Origin of the sequence: Moraxella sp. CTOTU48841 (assembly GCF_032061225.1) — a bacterium.
GTDB lineage: Bacteria > Pseudomonadota > Gammaproteobacteria > Pseudomonadales > Moraxellaceae > Faucicola > Faucicola cinerea.
In genome coordinates, this window is record NZ_DAMBFQ010000001.1 from 74900 (window position 1) to 95527 (window position 20628).

The window sequence follows — 20628 nt, forward strand, 5'->3', positions numbered from 1 at the left end:
GGTATTTAGTTATGAAATAAAGGTGAAAAAAACAACTGTTTTTTCTGACCGTATAGTAAATTTATCGACAAAGTAAAGCTTTTAACTGTGTTGACAGTCAATCATCAACACTTATCAACCGCTTTTTGATACGCTGGGCGAGCTTGACATTTCTTTAACCAATTGTGAATGTTGGCGTATTTTGCCTCTAAACTATGGGTTTCTTGCATGGCGTTTATGCCAAATTCAAGCTGTATATCAGCGCCGCTAAATTGGTTGCCAGCAAGCCATTCATTGCTACCCAAATGCTTATCTAACATTTTGAGCTGCTCGGTTAGTGAATGATTCAGATAAGATTTGTCTATCCCCGATTTGAGTAATTTTGCCACTTGTTTGATACCTATCGGTGATTTTTCTATCATGGTAGCAAATATTAGTCGGATAATAAGCAAGGGCATCAACGAGCTTTCGGTAAAATGCAGCCAATATCGATACTGTTCATACGCCTCACTGCCATAATCTGGGCGAAATTTTTTATTCAGCACCAGCTGTGAGATTGGCTGTGCATGTTGCGGGTCGCTTGACTGGTCATAGTTATCAATCAAATACTCAATGATATTGGCCGATTCAATCAGCGTTTTTCCATTATCTTGCAGGATAGGGGCCTTACCCATCGGGTGAATTTTTTGCAAAGATTTGGGCGCCAAACCATGATGGCGTTCATACTTGGTTAACTGGTAAGGCAGTCCTAATTCCTCTAATAGCCAAAGAATTCGAAACGAACGTGATTTTTCAAGGTGATGTAGATGCAGTTTTGACATGGGTATACTCGTCTTTTAATGTAATAGGATTGTTGGAACAAAGTAATTTTAAATTTTATAAGGCTTTAAACTTGCTGGCTGTTGCGAAATTGTAGAATTCAGCGAAAAAAAACCAGCTTATTGATTGATAAGCTGGTTTGATAAAGCGAGGTTACAAATAGCAAGGCTACAAATTAGTTATCTAGCTGTTGTGCATCGGCTTCTAGTAAACCATCTTGTTGCAGCGCTTCAGACAACTCGATTTCTTGCAAATCCGCACTGTCTCGTAAATCAGTACCATCTTGCGCGATATGGTCAGCCAATTCTGACGCTACAATATCTTCGCCCAACTCGTCTTCGCTACCGCCTTCAACCAAAGCAATAGATACCAATGATTCATCTTGTGAAATACGAATCAGAGTGACGCCTTGTGCGTTCCGACCTGTTTGCGCGATTTGTCCGACAGGTGTACGCACCAGCGTGCCGGCATCAGAAATCAGCACAATATCATCGGCATCGGTTACCGCTAACGCCTGCACTAGCTCGCCATTACGCGCCGTGGTTTTGATGGCGATAATGCCTTTACCACCCCGACCTTTGACAGGGAAATCAGAGACAGGTGTGCGTTTACCAAAGCCCCGCTCACAAGCACATAAAATCTCGCCTTGTTGTGGGGCAACAACCAACGACACCACACGGCTAACCGCAACGACACTGTCATTGTCTTGGTCATCTTGGCTATCGTCTTCAAGCTCGGTGTCCTCGTCTTCCATACTTTGATTCGCCAGTAGCGTCACCCGCATACCGCGTACCCCTTTTGCGGTACGACCCATCGCACGGATTTTACTTTCATTAAAGCGAATGGCTTTACCTTCATTGGAAAATAACATGATATCTTGCTCGCCATCGGTAATGGCAACGCCAATCAAGTTATCGCCGTCATTGAGGTCGACAGCGCGAAGTCCGTTGGCACGAAGGTTTTTAAATTGTGACAATTGGACGCGTTTTACCATACCCGATGCGGTTGCAAAGAACACATAGCTATTGTCATTTTGCTTGTCGTCTTCGGTCACAGGCAAGATGGCGGTGACTTTTTCATCGCCATCCAATGCAATTAAATTGACCATCGGACGGCCACGCGAACCACGGCTAGCAATAGGCACTTCAAACACTTGTAACCCAAACACACGACCCCGATCGGTAAAAATCATCACATTGTTGTGTGTCGATGTGACCACCATATGGTCAATGACGTCGTCTGCTTTCATGGCAGTGGCTGACTTGCCTTTACCACCGCGTTTTTGGGCGATATAGTCGCTGATAGGCTGGGTTTTGGCATAACCCGTACGTGAAACCGTCAATACAACGGTTTGCTCTGGAATCAAGTCTGCACGGCTAAAGTCACTGCGGCTATCGACGATTTGGGTTTTGCGTGCATCGCCAAAATCATCACGGATTTGGATTAATTCGTCTTTGATTACTTGCATTAATTGGTCAAAGTTATCCAAAATGCTTTGTAATTGGGCAATGAGTGCCAAGATTTCTTTGAATTCTTGCTGTAGCTTGTCTTGCTCTAGCCCTGTTAAACGGTGCAGCTGCATATCCAAAATAGCATTGACTTGGTCAGGCGATAGACGATAATGTTGGTTGTCATCAATCAGTCCATATGGGGCGTTTAGGTCTTCGCCTTCAATTACATCAGGGCGAATCGAATGACTGCCTGCTGCCTCTAACATGGCAATCACGCCACCTGACTGCCAAGTATTGGTTAGTAAGTTATCGCGGGCTTCTTGGCGGTTTGCCGATGCCTTGATGGTGTCAATAATGCGATCAATGTTGGCAAGGGCAATCGTTAGTCCTTCGAGCAAATGACCACGCGCCTGCGCTTTTTTGAGTTCAAAAATAGTACGGCGAGTGACGACTTCTTGACGGTGACGCACAAAAGCGGCAATCAAATCACGCAACGTCATGATTTTAGGTTGACCTTCATCTAAGGCAACCATGTTAATGCTAAAACTCGATTCTAAAGGCGTTTGGATAAATAGATTGTTAACGATGACTTCCGCGTTTTCACCACGTCTTAAGTCAATGGCGATACGCATGCCGTCTTTATCTGACTCATCGCGAATCTCGCTAATGCCTTCAAGTTTTTTATCGCGTACCAATTCTGCGATTTTTTCAATCAATTTTGCTTTATTGGTTTGATACGGAATCTCGGTAAATACAATGCGCTCACGCTCTTTATTGGCGCCCGTTTCACTCATCGGTTCGATGTGATATTTGCCGCGCAAATGCAAGCGACCTTTACCGGTGCGATAAGCATCGACAATGCCTGAACGACCATAAATGATACCGCCTGTTGGGAAATCAGGGCCGGTGATGTACTGCATAAGCATTTCACCAGAGATGTGCGGATCATCGGCATACGCCAAACAGGCATTAATCACTTCCGTCAGATTATGTGGCGCCATATTGGTCGCCATACCCACTGCAATGCCTGTGGCACCATTGACGAGTAAATTTGGAATACGGGCTGGCATGACGCTTGGCATTTGCTCAGAGCCATCATAGTTTGGCTCCCAATCCACGGTGTCTTTATCCAAATCACCCAGCATTTGGTGAGTGAGTTTTTGCATGCGCACTTCGGTATAACGCATCGCTGCGGCAGGGTCATCATCCACTGAGCCAAAATTACCTTGACCATCGATGAGCATATAGCGCATTGAGAACGGCTGCGCCAAACGCACAATTGCGTCATAAACTGCAGTATCGCCATGCGGGTGGTATTTACCGATAACATCACCGACCACACGCGCCGATTTTTTGTAAGGTTTGTTAAAGTCGTTTGATAATTCATGCATCGCGTATAACACACGGCGATGAACAGGTTTCAGCCCATCACGCACATCAGGTAAAGCACGGGAGACAATTACGCTCATGGCATAGTCGAGATAAGATTGTTTTAATTCATCGACGATGCCAATGGGGCTAACGGAATCGGTGGACATGCACGCTCCTTTTATCAAGCTACTTAAATATATGAGTCATCTTATTTATTTTACTTTTTAAGGCGATGGCTAAGTTAACAACCATGCGTTTAAAAGCAATGCGCAATTTTGACCAAAAGTTGCAAAAAAACCCAATCAAGAACTTCAGAAAAGTAACACAGATGACGTTATATTTTTAGGATAGTAAAAAGGAATAATTATAGCATAAAACGCATGATTTAGCAGTTAACTCACCGCCAAATGTCGACGGTAATGTCAAAATATCATGCTTTGACGGGTGTTATTTTACCCCCATAGTAAACTGCCCAAACTTTACCAGCTATCTTAATCAACTATTGTAATAATCTATAAAATAAACTGTCTAATGACAAAGCCTGTTAATAAACAGGCTTTGTTAAATGGGTATCAGTTAAGTGCGTGTTGGTTAATTGGCTATAGCTTCAGGCTATCGCAAATTTAGAACTGGCTAAACTTAGAACTGGCTAAACAATGTCTGTGCCACACCCATACAATACGGCGTGACTAAACCATGATATTGCATAGCAACGGCTTGTGATGGATTGCCCCCGTTGGCAGCGGCAATATTTTGCACTTTGCTAGCAAATCCTGCCTGCATTTTTTCTGATTGAGATTGGATGCTATTATTGTTGACGGTATCAAAACCTAACGTTTGATAAACTGGTTTTTGACGCGTTGCACGATTGGTGATATCAATATCAATAATTCCCAACTTGGTCGCGCTAGTTTTATTAGCGTCAGTGTCCCATAGCGTTTTCATTAAACTAGTATTGACGTCAAAGAACACCATCGGATCTTGGTTACCACCACACATAATGACAGGCATTGTTGGTAAATAGCCACGCAAGTCATTGGCTTTCAACGCTTTACGCAGGGGATGTTCAGGCAGTGTGGCAGGCACTGGGCTATAGTTGGTATAGCCTTGTAAATAAGGCACTGCCCAATCGACATTTTTTTGGGCATCCGCCAAGTACCCTAATCGGTAGTCATTTTTGACTAAATACTGCGTCGTATCAAAACCAAAACTAAATGCTGGGTCAGACGGTGATATCGCATCGAGCGTTGAATTGCCGGTGGGCGCTTTTTGAAACATCGCTGAGGCAGGCAATTTGCCACTTAAAATGAGCTGCATATCAGTCATGCTGGCGCTAGGCAGTAGCGAGGGGATTTCATCGGCATTGGCTGGCGCAAACATGTCACTGGGTTTGGCATAAATATTGCCATACTGCTCTTGATAGTTGCGAGCCATCAGCGGAGCAAAAAACGTCGCACCGAGCATGACTTTGCCACCAAATACCACATCACCAAAGGCTTTCATAGCATAGGGTCCAGAAATTGGCAGTGCTGCTGTCACAGGTTCTTTAAGCGTTTCAAGATAGCGTGTGGTTGCCATGGTGACATAGCCACCTTGAGAATAACCTGTAACAAACAATTTGCCATTGTCAGCAACATTGGTTGCACTGCCCGTGCGGCGTATCACTTCCCTGCCTGCTTTTAACGCATCTGCCATCTCGTGTGACTGCTGCTGGGCATTGAGGTACGGATGATAAGCTAGGCTTGATTTGTCATAACCTGCATAATTGGGTGAAATAACCACATAGCCTTGCCCTGCAAATAGAGCCGCTAACAATGTCGCGGCTGGACCTGCTTCATTGTTGGCATTACCGATTTCTGCAAAATTATAGGCTTTGGTCGTTGCTGTACCGTGTGCATTGAGTACAATGGGTCGATTGCCACTACAGCTTGCATCCGTGCCTGTTGGAATAAACACAGCACCCGTCGCATCGGTCTTATTACCTTTGACATCGACGGTATCATATTGCATGTATTCTACACGCACACCGCACTTGGGCGTGGCTACAACTTGGCTAAAATCGGGATCTGTGGTATTAAATAACTGGGTTAAGGCGCTGGCGGTGAGATTTTTGGTCGTTAATGGATCTTTGATTAAATTACCTGTGGGCAGTGAAGCAACGCCTGTTTTGGCAGGTGGCGTTGTAACGGAATCATTATCGCTACCACAAGCGGCTAAGGTTGAAGCCAACCACACCGAGATAAAAATTTTGGTTAGGCTAAAAGTAGGGTGGATTAAATCAGACTGACGGTGCATCTCATACTCCTTATGAGGGAATTAATGGTTCATATCCTTGAACAACGCATCATGTTACCCAAAAAAAACGGGCATGAAAGCGATACACTCATCATGCCAGTTTTTGTACTATTTGAACATCCGTTTCTAAAAAAATTTGCTACTAAAACAAAAAAACCTAAAGTAGCTCTAAACAGGTTTGCGTTTAAGCTTGCTCCAAACCGCAGTTACTGGGCCCGATAAGGCGTAAATCACGCTAATCGCCAGCAATCCTGCAGGAATATTATACAGCACGATACCGAGCGCAAACACAATCAAAATCAATGCCACAAATGGGACACGCTTTTTATCAAATTCTTTAAAGCTATAGTATTTTAAATTACTAACCATCAAAAAGCCGGCAATGACCACCCAAACGGCTGCCAAGATTTGAAAAGCGGGACTGGTCGCCGGCAATTCAACTTGCCAATCCATATGCACCATCACGAACGTCGTGACTAAAATAGCGGCTAACGGACTTGCTACCCCAACAAAGTATTTTTTATCAACGACACCAATTTGTACATTAAAACGCGCCAGTCTCAGCGCCGCACAGGCAGCATACCCAAAGGCGCAAGCGATACCAATACGCCCCAACGGCTCTAACGCATAATGATAAATCAATAACGCAGGCGCCAGTCCAAACGCGATGCAGTCAGCTAGCGAATCTAGCTGCTCGCCAAAGGGACTTTGTGCATTGAACAACCTTGCCGCCCGACCATCTAACCCATCTAGCAATGCCGAGATAAAAATCGCCACACAGGCACGCATATAATGCCCTTCCCCCAACGCGCTTTGGGTAATCGAATAAAATGCCGCAAGCAGCGACAATAGCGTAAATGAATTGGGAATTAAATAAACGCCTTTTTGCGCAATCGTTTTATCAGCGACACGCGCATTTTCAATGACTTCAAAAGTGAGCCCATCGTAGTCATCAGTTTCTGCCAATTCACGGTTACGCTGATGCTCAAGCTGAATTGGATTGATATCCTGAGCCGGTGGCGGCTGTTGGGAGGGGTCGATGGGCGTCTTGATAAGGGTTGGTTGGTTATTATTATCGTTATTCATTGATTATCCTTGCAGGTTGTCTCTCGCAGGTCGTCTGTAATAAATCGTCTGTTGCTAGGTGCATCGAGCTCGGTAACAAATTGCGAAATTTGGCGGGTTTTGTGACCGCTTAGCCCGCCAAGTGTGAAATTATTCGCCAACCAACCATTGTACTTTGGTGCGCTGCTCCACACTCATTTGTGGGCTTTCAGGATGCTGCAGAATTGGCTGTAGATATTGCAAAATCTCTTCGGCTTTAGCATCAAATTGCCAAGGTGGGTTAATCACCAACATGCCCGTCCCATTTAAGCCCATCGGCAAATCGGGTGGGAAAATATTCAGCTCAAGTACCAACTGACGGCGGATTTCGGTGCGTTTCATTTTTTTATAAAACAGCTCAACCGCATCGTTGTTTTTGATGGGGTACCAAAGAGCCAACACCCCGGTTGACCATTTTTTATGCGCTTTGACCAATAAATCTACCAATGCGCTAAAATCGCGGTGTTCCTGTTCAAAAGGGGGATCGATTAAAATCAATCCACGTTTTTCTTGGGGTGGTAGCACCGCCAAAATTCCTTCATAGGCGTTGCGATGTTGCACGCCAATGGGCAATTGGTGCAGTTGGTAGTTGAGCGCGTCAAACTCGTTGGCTTTCCATTCAAACGCTTCGGCGCGATTGCTAATCTCTGGGTGAGCGTCTTGTTGTTTTTCGATGTGATGGGCAATAAACCAAGGCGAACCTGGATACACATGCTTATCATAGAATTTTTTGGCGTAGCCAATATCTTGTAAATAGGTTTGCACCGCCTGTGGCGCTTGGCTGTTATCTTGCGCTAGCAGTTTGGTAATACCATGGATGGCTTCACCCGTTTTTTTGGCTTCATCACTGGCAAGTGAATACAAACCGCGCCCACCATACGCATCCAAAATATAATAAGGTTTTGGCTTGGCGCTCATCATCTCAAGTAATTGGAGTAATAAAACGTGTTTTACCACATCAGCGAAGTTGCCCGCGTGGTAGCTGTGTTGATAATTCATAATAAATTTTTCGTAAACAAATTAGCAGGTATGGTAGCATAGCTATCAAAAATTGGCGAAGTTTTTGCTAGAAGTTTTTGCTAAAAATTGCCCAGTTAAATGTTTAAACAATGCTGGAGGAAACACAGCGCATATGCCAGAGTTGAATTTTATCCTGCCCAACTGGTTTGAAAAAATAAACGATGCACAGCTTGACGGTCTGGTTAATGACGGATTTATCGTGCTAGATGACTGTTTTGACGTCAATTTTTTTCAGGCGTTACAAAAAGAGAGTGGCTTGATTGATTACCAAGCCGCCAATTTGACGCAGGGTGAGCGAATCACTAGCATTCGCGGGGATAGCACCCGCTGGATTGATGAGCGCTGTCCGATTGGCATGCAGTATCTACAAGCGATTAATGAGCTGGCGCAATTTTTTAATCAAACCTTATACACTGGTATTCGCCGTAGTGAGGCTCATTATGCCCGCTACCCTGCAGGGTTTGGTTATCAGTGGCATTCAGACAACCCGCAAGGGCGTGATGAACGTGTGTTATCAGCGGTTTTTTATCTCAATGAGGGTTGGGGCGCGCACGATGGCGGTGAAATTGTCGTCATCGACCAGCATGACAGACAGCAACAATTACAGCCCCAAGGTAACAGATTGGTGATTTTTAACAGTAACTTAGTCCATCAAGTCGCAATCACCCATCGTGAACGCTTCTCCATTGCCACTTGGATGCGAAAAGATGGGTTAATTAGCCAGTAATAAACTTGCCGCAATCCCCCACATCACAATCCCGATGAGGATATCAAGAATTTTCCAAGACAGTGGTTTGGCAAATAGCGGCTGCAGCACACGCGCACCATAACCCAAACCAAAAAAGAAAATAAACGAAGATAAAATTGCACCCAAGGCAAACGCCAGTTTATCGGTAACCTGTGACGCAATCGTGCCAAGCAAAATCACTGTATCTAAATACACATGGGGATTGAGCCAAGTAAACGCCAAGCACATGGCAATCACTTGTTTTAAATTACCCACCTCTTCACCCTGCGCCACGAGCGATTGGTTTGATTGATAAGCCGCAATAAAACTTCGGGCGCCATACACAATTAAAAACAACGCCCCTGCATATTTGGCAATGGTAATAATCAGTGGAAATTGCGAAATCAGCTTGCCAAAACCAAACACGCCACCCGTAATCAACACCGCATCGGATAACGCGCAAATCAAACACACGATAAACACAAATTGTTGTTTTAGCCCTTGTTTAAGCACAAACGCATTCTGCGCCCCAATCGCCAAAATTAACGAAAAGCACACGCTCATGCCCATTAAAAAAGTAGAGATATTCATCGGTACCACATGTCCCTAGTAACATTCGCAAAAAACACAAAAAGCACAGTGAAAAAAAAGCGTATTGTAGCCAAAATGCTGAGCGATTGCGAACAATGCGACCCGCTAAGGCGCTAATTTATGCTAATATGCAGCGTAAATAAGCGAGCTTTTTGAGAGATTTTTGAGAGATTTTAAGGAAACGACAATGACTGATTATGCCAGTAACGCCACTGATTTAGACCACCTTCAAGCGCAAACCTTAGCACTGAGTTTACAGCTGATGCGCGAGCCATCAGTGACGCCAACTGACCTTGACTGTCAAAATATACTGGCTGAGCGGCTTAACCACCTTGGCTTTGATTGTGAATTTTTATACTTTGGTGAAAAAGGCGCGACAGGACGCGAAGCAGAAGTCAAAAATTTATGGGCAATCCGTCAAGGTCGTGGGCAGGCGCAGGCGCCCGTTTTATGTTTTGCAGGCCATACCGATGTCGTGCCCACGGGCGATGTCAGTCAATGGACTTATCCGCCATTTGAACCTACTATCAAAGATGGCATACTGTATGGGCGTGGTGCCGCAGATATGAAAACAGCGATTGCGGCATTTACTATCGCTGTTGAAAACTTTGTCGCCAAGCACCCCAATCATCACGGCTCAATTGCTTTCTTAATTACCGCTGATGAAGAAGGTCCTTCGGTTAACGGTACAATCAAAGTCGTTGAAACATTGCAATCTCGCAACCAACCCATAACCTATTGCTTGATTGGCGAACCCTCTAGCACTCACACCTTGGGCGATATCATCAAAAATGGTCGCCGTGGCTCGCTCGGCGCCGTTTTGACGGTCACCGGCAAACAAGGCCATGTTGCCTACCCGCATTTGGCAGTGAACCCCATTCATTATGCTTTGCCAGCCCTATCCGAGCTTTGCAGCCAAACTTGGGACAATGGCAATGCGTATTTTCCTGCCACCACCCTGCAAATCTCAAACCTTAATGCAGGCACTGGGGCTAACAATGTGATTCCTGCAACTTTAAGCGCCGAATTTAATTTTCGTTTTTCAACCGAGACCAATGATGAGAAACTTAAAGCGACTACCCATGCGATTTTTGACAAGCATTTTCAAGACGGTGCAGCCAGTTATCACATCAACTGGAAACTATCGGGCAACCCATTTTTGACGCCACAAGGCAACCTCGTGGGCGCCTGTCAATCCGCGATTAAAGCCGTGACGGGGACAGATACAGAGCTGTCAACCACAGGCGGTACCTCAGATGGTCGTTTTATTGCAACGTTGAATGTTGAAAATAGGTCGCCTGAAGTGGTTGAGCTTGGCGTGCGTAATGCGACCATCCACCAAATTGATGAATGTGTAGCAGTTGAAGATTTGGGCAAACTTGCCGCAATTTATGAGCAAATATTACAAAACTTGCTGTTAAACTAAATACTGTTAACCTACTTATAGCATGCTAACAGCCCAGTGATAATGCTAATTTTGCTGGGGTTGGCAATCTTCGTGGGCGTGGCAAATGATTATTTACCCAAGTCAAATGATGTCAAAAACCGTTATTTTTTGGCTGACGGATTAAGCAAACGCGGGTCATTTTTCATGGGTAAATTAATTTAGCTACTGCTGATTAACAATCTAGCATGAAGAAGAATCTAGCATTCAGCTTAATCTAGTTCGTCTAGCCAAGCCATTTGAATCGCTTCTAGTTGTTTTTCGGTCGATTTGGTTGGGTCATCGCTAAATTCTTCTAACTGCGTCACATACCGATGCAAATCGGTAAAACGAATATATTGCACGTCTTCATCAGGGTATTTTTCAGAAAGTTGAATGGCAATTTCCAACGTGTCGTTCCATTTAAGGGACATATTTTTTCTCCAGTTACTTGATGGGGGTGAGTTTTTTGATTTCGTTAAGATTGTCTTGCCAGGTTTTGATGACAGGATGATTTTGTTCATCTTGCTGTACAATGACGCTGGTCGGTTGCACTTGCTGGTCTAACATCAATACAATTTTGGTCAGTGCCACCACATTTAAGTCATTTTTCACCCAAAACTCGTGGCGAAAATACAGGTATTTTTTATCCCAAGCCAATAGTTGACTGCGAAGCGTCAATTTATCAAACAAAAAGCTTTCTTTGATGTAGGTTAATTGTTGCGATGCAATCACCCAACCTAGCTTGTCCATCGGGCGTTGCTGCATCAGCCACTGCTGGATGTTGAGCTCAATAAAGCTTAAATAGCGATAATTAGGCACATGGTGACGAAACCCCATATCATGTGGCAAAATCCGGTAGTGGCGGATGATCGAATCGCTATAGCTTGGTTTAGATGACTTTGCTTTATCGGATTTTAGCATCAAGCATAAGATAAGGTAACGAAGTAATAAATTCATGAATTTTCCTTGTGATATCCGCCTGATTATAGCAAATAAAAAACCCTGACTAAACTGGTTAGTCAGGGTTGATTGAAGTTACAAAAACTTAGTGACCTGTACCATTGATATGGCGAATCATGTCTTCTACCACTTTTTTGGCATCGCCAAAGATCATCATGGTTTTGTCCATGTAGAACAAGCTATTATCAAGACCTGCGTAGCCGGCACTCATTGAGCGTTTGATGACCATCACGGTTTGCGCTTTGTTTGCTTCAAGAATTGGCATACCAAAGATCGGTGAGTTTGGATCGTCTTTTGCCGCTGGGTTGACCACGTCATTGGCACCGATAATCAGCACAACGTCAGTACCTGCAAAGTCGGAGTTGATTTCATCCATTTCTAAGATGTCTTCATACGGTACATCCGCTTCAGCCAATAGTACGTTCATATGACCTGGCATACGACCTGCCACGGGATGAATCGCAAAACGCACATCCACGCCTTCTTCTTTAAGCATTTCATAAAGCTCTTTTACTGCATTTTGGGCACGGCCTTGCGCCATACCATAACCTGGCACAATGACGACACTGCTAGAGTTTTCCATCATAAAGGCGGCATCTTCAGGTGAGCCTGTACGGTAAGTTTTGGGTCCCGTATCTTCTTCTGTCGCGGCGGCTGAGCTGCTTGACATACCGCCAAACAATACGTTGAGCAGTGAACGGTTCATGGCTTTACACATAATGTAGGACAAAATCGCCCCAGATGAACCCACCAGCGACCCTGCGATAATCAGCATTGAGTTACCTAGGGTAAAACCGATACCGGCTGCCGCCCACCCAGAAAATGAGTTGAGTAGCGATACCACCACAGGCATATCACCGCCACCAATCGGCGCAATCCACATCCAGCCAAAAATAATAGCCAGAATGGTCATGGCATAAAACGCTGGCATGGATTGGGTGGTAAAATACATAATACCAAATGCTAACATCGCGATGAACAATAACGCTTGGACAGGTTTTACCCAAGTGCCTTTAAGCGTCTTTGCCCAGCTTTTTGCCGCCAATTTACCAAAAGCAAACATTGACGCTGAGAAGGTAATTGCACCAATAAAACAGCCCACAAACAACTCAAACCGCGCGATGGTGCTATGCTCGACGCCTGTATGCAACACGCTCGCTAGTGCAATGGCAACTGCCGATAGACCGACTAAAGAGTGCATCAAAGCCACGGTTTCTGGCATTTGCGTCATGGCAACAGTGCGTGCTTTCCAAGTGCCGACCACAGCGCCTAGCACCATCGCGCCAACAATTAATACAAATACCGGACTGGGTGCTAAAAAAAAGGTAGTGATAATAGCAATCGCCATACCTATCATACCGAATCGGTTACCACGGATGGCGGTTTTTGGGCTTGATAAACCCCGTAAGGTTAAAATAAATAGCACCGCACCAATCAAATAAAACCAATCCGCATGTTGGGCGACCCAATTCAAATTCTCATTCATCAAGCATTTCCTTCTTTGTTTGGCTCAGCTTTGGCTTTTTTATCTTTTGATTTAAACATCGCAAGCATACGTTCCGTCACCGCAAAACCACCAAAAATGTTGATGCTAGCTAAAAATACCGCGAAAGCACCCAATAAGCTAGTTGGGGTAAACATATTGCCATCGATGCTGACGGTCTGTAGCATGGCACCGACGATGACGATACTAGATAATGCATTAGTCACTGCCATGAGTGGGGTATGCAGTGCAGGCGTGACACCCCAAACCACGTAATAACCCACAAAAATAGCCAAAATAAAGATACTAAAGATTGCCACAAATGGGGTGGCAGATGTCGCAGACGCTAATAGGGTCAATAACATAAAACCTCCTAACCTCGATAGGTAAAATTAAATGAAAATTAGGTTAGCGACTGGCTAACAATACTTGACCTTGGCTAGTAACCAGCAAGGCTTTTTGGATTTCATCTTCTGGATTGAGCGCAAACGCTTTATTGTCATCCATCAAGGTTGCAAAAAAGTTATACAAGTTGTTGGCATACAATGCCGATGACTGTGCCGCCAAGGTCGATGGAATATTGGGCACACCCATGATGGTGACACCATTTGGGGTGATGATATTTTGTCCGACCACTGAGCCTTCCACGTTACCGCCTGTTTCTACGGCCATATCGAGTAAAATTGAGCCAGATTTCATTTTATCGATGGTAGCTTGGTGTATCAAACGCGGGGCATTGCGACCAGGAATTTGAGCCGTGGTAATCACGATATCTGCTTGGCTGACTGCTTTATCGACAACCGCGGCTTGGTCTTTGATATACTGCTCAGACGGTGTCCAGGCATAGCCGCCTGTGTCTTTGGCTTTGGCTTTTTCTTCATCACTCATGGGGACATCGAGCCATTTACCACCGACTGACTCCACTTGATCACGCACGGTGGGACGTAAGTCACTGGCTTCTACAACGGCACCCAAACGACGGGCGGTGGCAATCGCTTGCAGACCCGCGACGCCCACGCCTAGGATGACAATACGAGCAGGTTTCACCGTACCTGCCGATGTCATAAACATGGGGAAAGGACGACCAAACTGGTTGGCAGCCAAAATCACCGCTTTATAACCTGCCAAGTTGGCTTGGGATGACAGCACATCCATGTTCTGTGCCCGCGACAAAGTTCGCGGCAATAGCTCCATGGCATACACTTTGGCATGGCGATTGGCATAGTCCTGCAAATTGGCATTACGATACGGATTCATCATGCCGATAACAATCGCTTCTTGTTTTAGCTGGTTGATTTTTTCAATCGGTAAGCTATTGACCGTGAGCACCACATCACTTGTTGAGATCGCATCATCAACAATTTGCGCCCCTGCTTGTTCCAACGCATCATTGGTAATAAACGAACCTTTACCCGCATCACGTTCGACCACAATACTGTGACCCAACTTGATGAACTTTTTGATGGTATCGGGGGTAATCGCAATCCGATTTTCATATAATGCAGTTTCCTTTGGTACACCAATTTGCATACACTCTCCTCAAGCGGTTCGGTTGAATTCTCAATCCACAACTGACGATTGGCTAAGACAGTTATAAATTAAAAAAATGATAATTAAATTACCATAAATATAATTAATTATGCAAAACAATTCTAGGCGGGATAACAAGTAAATTTGACTGGTGCGTATAAAAAAAAGTTATCAATAAAACTTTTTACAAAATTTTCTTTTAATACGATGGCTTATTGAAGGTTAATCTAGCTGTCTATTGCGCTTTTTAACCTTGCCGTTATTGATTTCAAATTCATCAAAATCTTGCGCAAGCCAGAAGTTACCTTGATAATTTGCAGCCACTTCCGCCCGAATATGTGACATATTCAAAGTTTTGCTACTAGGTTTATCAACAGGTTGAAAGCGTGCGCTAAAATGGGTCAAAATCAGGTTTTTTAACTGTGACAGCTGCGCAAACTCAGCTACTTGCTTAGCGGTTGAATGCATGGGGTCAAAATAGTTAGGGCCTAATTTTCTTTTATCAGCTATTGCTTGTGTATAAGTCGCCTCGTGTACTAGCACATCGGTATCTGATATGGCATTTGCTAATAGCTCAGGTGAGTCATTATCGCCTGCGACTATCAGCACGGTTTTATGCAGCGTGGTGGTGACAAAATCCGCGGATTTTAGCAAGGTGTTATCATCTAGATTGACGTCAATACCGGACTTAAGTTTGCCCCATAGCCGTTTATCTACCACGTTAAGCTCGGTGAGTTTTTGGGTCAATAAGGTTTTTTTGGACAGTCGCTGGGTGAATTTGAAGGCATGGCTAGGGATACGGTGTGATAGCGCAATCACGTCAACTTGTAGCTGATGGTCGTCTGTCAAATCCAGCGTGATGGGTTGGTAACTATCCCCCTGCGCTCTATTTTCAATAGCGATAAAATGAATGTCAAAACTTATCATCAGTGCTGTCGTCGCTTGCACGGCGGCAAGATAATCGGCAATGGCTTGCGGGGCGATAAGGGTTAATGGGTGCTTGCGTCCACTCATCGCCATACTTGCCAGTAAACCTGGCAAACCATAACAGTGGTCGCCATGTACATGGGTGATGCAAATCAATTCTAGCTGCATCACGGACAACGGGGTTTTGAGTAATTGATGCTGGGTGGCTTCTCCACAGTCTACCAATATCCAAGGGACATTTTTTGCTTTGCTATAAGGATTGATGAGTGATACAGCAAGCGCGGTGACGTTGCGGTGTTTGGTGGGTATCCCTGCAGATGTGCCCAAAAAAGTGAGTGTTAACATGATTGCCTCATTGTCAAACGTATTACCTATCTTTATATTGAATTTTTCATAAATTTAACTATAAAATGCGCTAACAAATTTCACAACAACTTTTGATTGGGCTATGACATTGACTTCAACGCATCTTTTTAACCCTTAGCCTTTAACCATTAGCCTTTAGCTTTTGTCTTTTATCTACTACCCTTATATGGTGTCTGGCGAATTGGGCGAATCTGCTTTAAGCCTCGGCCTTGTACTTGTTGATAGGCGGATTTGGGGCGTGCTTTATTACGGGTCCAACGGCTGGCTGCCTGCTTAAGTTTTAAAGATTTGGTAACAGATAATAGCAATAATAATTTGGCAAGTGGGTTATTATTGGGGATGATTTCACTGAGTTTTGGTATACTCAGTGCGGCTTGTATTACCTACTGAACCACAATAAGGAAATGCTATGTTCAAGTTTTTTACCCCATTATGCTTCTCATTAAGTTTATTTGGCTGCCAAGCTGTTAGCTCAGATCAGCAAAACCCCCAACCTATGCCTCAGCCCATCAAGAAACCTGAGATGATGTGCACCATGCAATATGATCCTGTCTGCGTCAAAACTATCAATAATGGCATCGTCCGCTATCAAACCTATGGCAACGCTTGTATGGCAAATAATGGCGTCAATGCTATGGACAAGACTATGAGTGTCACCAAAGGTGCTTGTGAGTCAGAGACTAGCAAGTGAATGAGTTAGTAAGTGACTGAGCTAGCAAATAGCTGGGCTATCATAAGTTAGCCCGCTATAACGTCTGCACTAGCTTGTTTTGCCATAGCTGACTGACGATAAAACAAGCGAAGAGCTATAATCCCTCTAATTACTTTGTGTTAAAGGTTTTGCATCTGTATGTCATTAGCATTGATTATTGATGATGAAGTAGATTTGTGTCGCTTGATGCAGATGACACTCAAAAAAATGGGCATTGAATCCAAAGTCGCTTATGACTATGCCACTGGCATCAGCCATCTTCAAGCGTATAATTTTGATTTTTGCTTAACCGATCTCAAACTTCCTGATGGCACAGGACTAGATATCGTTAAATTTATCAGTAAAAATTATGCCAAGACCCCAGTAGCAGTGATTACCGCTCACGGTAGTATGGATTTGGCGATTGAAGCGTTAAAATTGGGCGCCTTTGATTTTGTCAATAAACCGCTTGAGCTGTCACGGCTACGCCAACTGGTCGAAAATGCCTTAAAGGTGGCGCAAAATGCCAATCCACTCAATTGTAAAGAAGTCTATGATCCTTTTAGCAATCGCCTAATCGGACAATCTAACGCCATTGCCCAGCTCAAAACCACCATCCAAAAATTGGCGCGTAGCCAAGCGCCCGTATTTTTGTGGGGTGAGTCTGGTACTGGTAAAGAAGTCGTTGCCAAGCTTATTCATGATTTAAGCCCACGCTGCGCTGCCAATTTTGTGCCTGTTAACTGCGGCGCCATCCCATCAGAGTTGATGGAAAGCGAGTTTTTTGGGCACAAAAAAGGCAGCTTTACGGGCGCTACCGCAGATAAAGAAGGGTTATTCCAACAAGCAAATGGCGGTACGCTATTTTTGGATGAAGTAGCGGATTTGCCGATTTCCATGCAAGTCAAATTATTACGCGCCATTCAAGAAAAGAAAATCCGCCCCATTGGGAGCACCCAAGAGATTGCCGTGGATGTGCGCCTTTTATCCGCTACCCATAAAAATTTGGCTAAGCTTGTCGAAACGGGTGAATTTAGACAAGATTTATATTATCGCATCAACGTGATTGAAGTAAAATTACCCAGTCTCAATGAACGGCGTGATGATATTTTACTGTTAGCCAATCATTTTATCGCTTTGATTGCAGACGATTGGGGACTAACGCAGCCACTGACACTATCAAATGAAGCCGCGGTTCAATTGGCAAACCATCACTTTGCAGGCAACGTGCGTGAATTAAGAAATATCTTAGAGCGGGCGATTACCCTAGCTGATGGTAATGTGATTGGAGCCAATCATTTGAATTTGCCATTATCTGCCGCTAACGTATCGCCTGACACTCATAGAATCCATAAAATCCATGAAATCACAGAAACCCCCAATCAATCCGTATTATCAACACCGAGTAAACCGAGCACGTCAAAAGTTGAGCCCTTAGCTGAAGCTAAATCCGCTTCCAACAGCCCCATCAATACTTCCTATAGCAGCAACTTGTTTGCAAGTGGTTATAAAGTCAAACCCAATATTCAACTTACGCCCACGCCCACACCGACCCAATCCAACCATGAAGCGTTAACCCATGAATCGTTAACTTTAGATGCGCCGATAGGGAGTATCAATGCGCCCAATTTAGCCCATCTGACTGCCCAAGAAGATCAACTGCCTGAAGAAGGGCTTGAAGAATATTTGATGAATCAAGAACGCAAAGTCATTATCGCAGCACTCAACCACAGTGGTTGGAATCGCACCCAAGCTGCTAAACTGTTAAATACAACGTTTCGCTCACTGCGCTACCGTATGAAAAAATTGGGCATTGATAGTGACAGTGATATTCATAGTGATAGCGATGAGGATTAAAAACTTCGGATAAAGGACAAATCGATATTTTTTGATAAATCTACTATCCCTACTTGGTCATAACAAGCTAGTGGAAAACGCCGGTGGATGCCTAACCACTGGTTTGCTGATTTAGCAAATAGCACGAATCGATTGCCTTTTTCATCGAGGCTTTGGTCGATATTGTCAATTTGATGCAGGCATTTTACCGCAATGATATCAATGTCTAATGTAACAGCGGGTTTTTGGTACAGAAGTCTGTCTTGTTGCTGTTCAAACTTCTTGGTGAGTTGTAACCACTGCCAATAATCTATGGGCTGCGCAAATGCTAAATAAGCCACTTGGTTAAAATAAACCGGTGTATTGGATGTTTGCTTGTTTAAATCGTCGTTTAAATTGTTATCACTACAAGTATCTTCACTACTATGAATCACGCTGAGGGTCAAAGTGCCAAAGTTTTGCAGCCAGTCTTTGGCTTTTTGTAAATAATAAGGCTGTTTGACATTACTGGCTAACGACAAAACACAGGCTTCGATGACTATGACATCACGCGGTGGTACACTCATACTCAAATGCTCAAATAAACATATTTTTTGCTTAGGCTAATTAATTTTGCTGAAAACGGGTAATTTTAACCCCAACACTATCGGCTTGTTTGATGGCGGTTGGTTTGTGAATCGTCACTGTGACTTTTTCTGGGGCAAATTCTGCCAAAATCATCTCAGCGACCAATTGCGCTAACCGCTCTAACAGCGCGACCTTATTGGCAATGCTCACTTCAGCCACGCGCTCACTGACACTTTTATAGTTGATAGCATCTTGAATATTATCAGTCTGCGACGCTTGGTATTGACAGCCCACCATTTCAATATCAAAAATCAGCGGTTGGGTTATTTGCTGCTCCCACTCATACACGCCAATCACGGCATCGACTTTGAGCCCCTTGACAAATACCGTGTCCGTTGAATTGCCGGTCAGTTTGATTGGCTGATTATTGGACTTTTCGTTTGCTATCGCGTGCAAGGCATCCGCCGCTGAATATAGCGATTCATGCATGGTTTTTTGTGTGGTAGCTTGCGTGGTATCATGGGGCGTTTCAAGCTTAGTTTGTTGGGGGGTTTCTGGTGTGGTCATTTTTACTCTCGTTAGGTATTTCGTTGTTTGATTAAATCATAACTAAAAAATACCAACCCTGTCCAAATAAAGGCAAAGGTAATCAATTTATAAATGTTAAAAGGCTCATGATACAAGAATATCGCCAATAAAAAAATCATGGACGGGGTCAAATAATTTAAAAAGCTCAATAAACTAAAGTTGACCATTTTGGTAGCTTTATTAAACATCAATAGCGGTATCAAGGTCACAGGCCCTGCAAGCATCAATAAAAAAATTGATGGCGACAGCCAAAAATCTAGCTGACTACTAGCAACATCATGCATAGCAAACCAGCCAATAAATACCGGCACCAACAATGCCGTTTCGATAAACATCGCAGACAGCGCATCAACCGGCGTATGGCGATGCATCAAACCATACACAGAAAAGCTACTCGCCAACAATAACGATACCCACGGCAATTTACCCAGCACGACCAACTGAATCGCCACGCCTATCGCTGCCAAAATCACTGCCATCCATTGCAAAGGACGCAGTTTCTCTTTGATGACCACTAGCGATAGTAAAATACCCATCAACGGACCAATATAATAGCCCAAACTGGCTTCCAAAATCTGATCATGATTGATCGCCCACACGTACACCAGCCAATTGACTGAGATAATCGTCCCTGAAACGGCAGTATAAAGTAGCCATTTTGGGTTGGCTTGAATCACTTTCACCCAGTGCCAGTTTTTGGTCACTGTCATGATCAGTAAAATCGTGACAAACGTCCAAATAATTCGATGCCCAATGATTTCAATCGCATCATAATCTTTGAGTAGCTTAAAATACAGGGGGAAAAACCCCCAAATCAAAAAAGCAGCCAGTGCGGTCAATACCCCTTTGGGCGTGGTCACTATGGTTGGTTTTTCATGGTCAGTCATATCAACGGCA

General features: G+C 44.1%; 19 protein-coding genes. 4 read left to right on the top strand and 15 right to left on the bottom strand.

The features are described from left to right. Positions 1–104: 104 nt before the first annotated feature. From RT034_RS00260 to RT034_RS00280, 5 genes are all read right to left on the bottom strand, one after another. Positions 105–800 (bottom strand): glutathione S-transferase, encoded by a 696-nt coding sequence (locus tag RT034_RS00260; protein ID WP_313012236.1) that lies wholly within the window; start codon positions 798–800, stop codon positions 105–107. Between the two features lie 173 nt (positions 801–973). Further along, on the bottom strand, positions 974–3787 hold the full coding sequence (gene gyrA / locus RT034_RS00265) for a DNA gyrase subunit A (RefSeq protein ID WP_313012239.1): 2814 nt from the start codon (positions 3785–3787) through the stop codon (positions 974–976). A gap of 472 nt (positions 3788–4259) precedes the next feature. Next, positions 4260–5915 carry an alpha/beta hydrolase family protein gene (locus tag RT034_RS00270; protein ID WP_313012242.1) on the bottom strand — a complete coding sequence of 552 codons (1656 nt, stop codon included), beginning with the start codon at positions 5913–5915 and terminating at the stop codon, positions 4260–4262. Between the two features lie 168 nt (positions 5916–6083). Next, the gene (gene pssA / locus RT034_RS00275; RefSeq protein ID WP_313012245.1) at positions 6084–7001 is read right to left on the bottom strand and encodes a CDP-diacylglycerol--serine O-phosphatidyltransferase; all 918 of its coding nucleotides are present in this window, start codon (positions 6999–7001) and stop codon (positions 6084–6086) included. Between the two features lie 129 nt (positions 7002–7130). Then, positions 7131–8018 carry a 23S rRNA (adenine(2030)-N(6))-methyltransferase RlmJ gene (locus RT034_RS00280; RefSeq protein WP_313012249.1) on the bottom strand — a complete coding sequence of 296 codons (888 nt, stop codon included), beginning with the start codon at positions 8016–8018 and terminating at the stop codon, positions 7131–7133. 133 nt (positions 8019–8151) lie between these two features. Between RT034_RS00280 and RT034_RS00285 the strand changes: the two genes are divergently transcribed. After that, positions 8152–8766, top strand: coding sequence for a 2OG-Fe(II) oxygenase (locus RT034_RS00285; protein WP_313012252.1), 615 nt, complete (start codon positions 8152–8154; stop codon positions 8764–8766). Here the strand turns inward: RT034_RS00285 and RT034_RS00290 are convergent. Continuing rightward, the gene (locus tag RT034_RS00290; protein WP_409566266.1) at positions 8752–9366 is read right to left on the bottom strand and encodes a LysE/ArgO family amino acid transporter; all 615 of its coding nucleotides are present in this window, start codon (positions 9364–9366) and stop codon (positions 8752–8754) included. The two genes, RT034_RS00285 and RT034_RS00290, sit on opposite strands and share 15 nt — an antisense overlap. Positions 9367–9544: 178 nt before the next feature. On the opposite strand from RT034_RS00290, the gene dapE reads away from it, so the two are divergent. Continuing rightward, the gene (dapE, locus tag RT034_RS00295) at positions 9545–10783 is read left to right on the top strand and encodes a succinyl-diaminopimelate desuccinylase (protein ID WP_313012257.1); all 1239 of its coding nucleotides are present in this window, start codon (positions 9545–9547) and stop codon (positions 10781–10783) included. Between the two features lie 230 nt (positions 10784–11013). Here dapE and iscX read toward each other — a convergent pair whose 3' ends face one another. From iscX to RT034_RS00325, 6 genes are all read right to left on the bottom strand, one after another. Then, positions 11014–11214, bottom strand: coding sequence for a Fe-S cluster assembly protein IscX (iscX, locus tag RT034_RS00300; RefSeq protein ID WP_036604374.1), 201 nt, complete (start codon positions 11212–11214; stop codon positions 11014–11016). A gap of 13 nt (positions 11215–11227) precedes the next feature. Further along, positions 11228–11740: an acyl-CoA thioesterase gene (locus tag RT034_RS00305; RefSeq protein WP_313012262.1), complete on the bottom strand. Its 513-nt coding sequence runs from the start codon at positions 11738–11740 to the stop codon at positions 11228–11230. 88 nt (positions 11741–11828) lie between these two features. Continuing rightward, the gene (locus tag RT034_RS00310) at positions 11829–13217 is read right to left on the bottom strand and encodes an NAD(P)(+) transhydrogenase (Re/Si-specific) subunit beta (protein ID WP_095355761.1); all 1389 of its coding nucleotides are present in this window, start codon (positions 13215–13217) and stop codon (positions 11829–11831) included. 11 nt (positions 13218–13228) lie between these two features. Further along, a complete protein-coding gene (locus RT034_RS00315) occupies positions 13229–13591 on the bottom strand; it encodes a proton-translocating transhydrogenase family protein (protein WP_219299461.1) in 363 nt (120 codons plus the stop codon). 43 nt (positions 13592–13634) lie between these two features. Beyond that, positions 13635–14756, bottom strand: a complete 1122-nt coding sequence (locus RT034_RS00320) for a Re/Si-specific NAD(P)(+) transhydrogenase subunit alpha (RefSeq protein WP_096488902.1) — start codon at positions 14754–14756, stop codon at positions 13635–13637. 222 nt (positions 14757–14978) lie between these two features. After that, the gene (locus tag RT034_RS00325; RefSeq protein ID WP_313012266.1) at positions 14979–16028 is read right to left on the bottom strand and encodes a ribonuclease Z; all 1050 of its coding nucleotides are present in this window, start codon (positions 16026–16028) and stop codon (positions 14979–14981) included. Positions 16029–16458: 430 nt separating this feature from the next. Between RT034_RS00325 and RT034_RS00330 the strand changes: the two genes are divergently transcribed. Together RT034_RS00330 and RT034_RS00335 are read left to right on the top strand one after the other, a co-directional pair. Next, entirely contained in the window at positions 16459–16740 is a 282-nt protein-coding gene (locus RT034_RS00330) for a subtilase-type protease inhibitor (RefSeq protein WP_159676279.1), read from the top strand. A 159-nt stretch (positions 16741–16899) separates the two neighbouring features. Continuing rightward, on the top strand, positions 16900–18597 hold the full coding sequence (locus tag RT034_RS00335) for a sigma 54-interacting transcriptional regulator (protein WP_313012269.1): 1698 nt from the start codon (positions 16900–16902) through the stop codon (positions 18595–18597). On the opposite strand, the gene RT034_RS00340 is transcribed toward RT034_RS00335, so the two are convergent. The 3 genes from RT034_RS00340 to rarD are packed head-to-tail and all read right to left on the bottom strand — an operon-like array spanning position 18594 to position 20618. Beyond that, entirely contained in the window at positions 18594–19142 is a 549-nt protein-coding gene (locus tag RT034_RS00340; protein ID WP_096488898.1) for a 2-amino-4-hydroxy-6-hydroxymethyldihydropteridine diphosphokinase, read from the bottom strand. The two genes, RT034_RS00335 and RT034_RS00340, sit on opposite strands and share 4 nt — an antisense overlap. 40 nt (positions 19143–19182) lie before the next feature. Next, on the bottom strand, positions 19183–19710 hold the full coding sequence (gene folB, locus RT034_RS00345; protein WP_313012273.1) for a dihydroneopterin aldolase: 528 nt from the start codon (positions 19708–19710) through the stop codon (positions 19183–19185). 11 nt (positions 19711–19721) lie between these two features. Continuing rightward, a complete protein-coding gene (gene rarD, locus RT034_RS00350) occupies positions 19722–20618 on the bottom strand; it encodes an EamA family transporter RarD (protein ID WP_313013274.1) in 897 nt (298 codons plus the stop codon). Positions 20619–20628 lie beyond the last annotated feature (10 nt).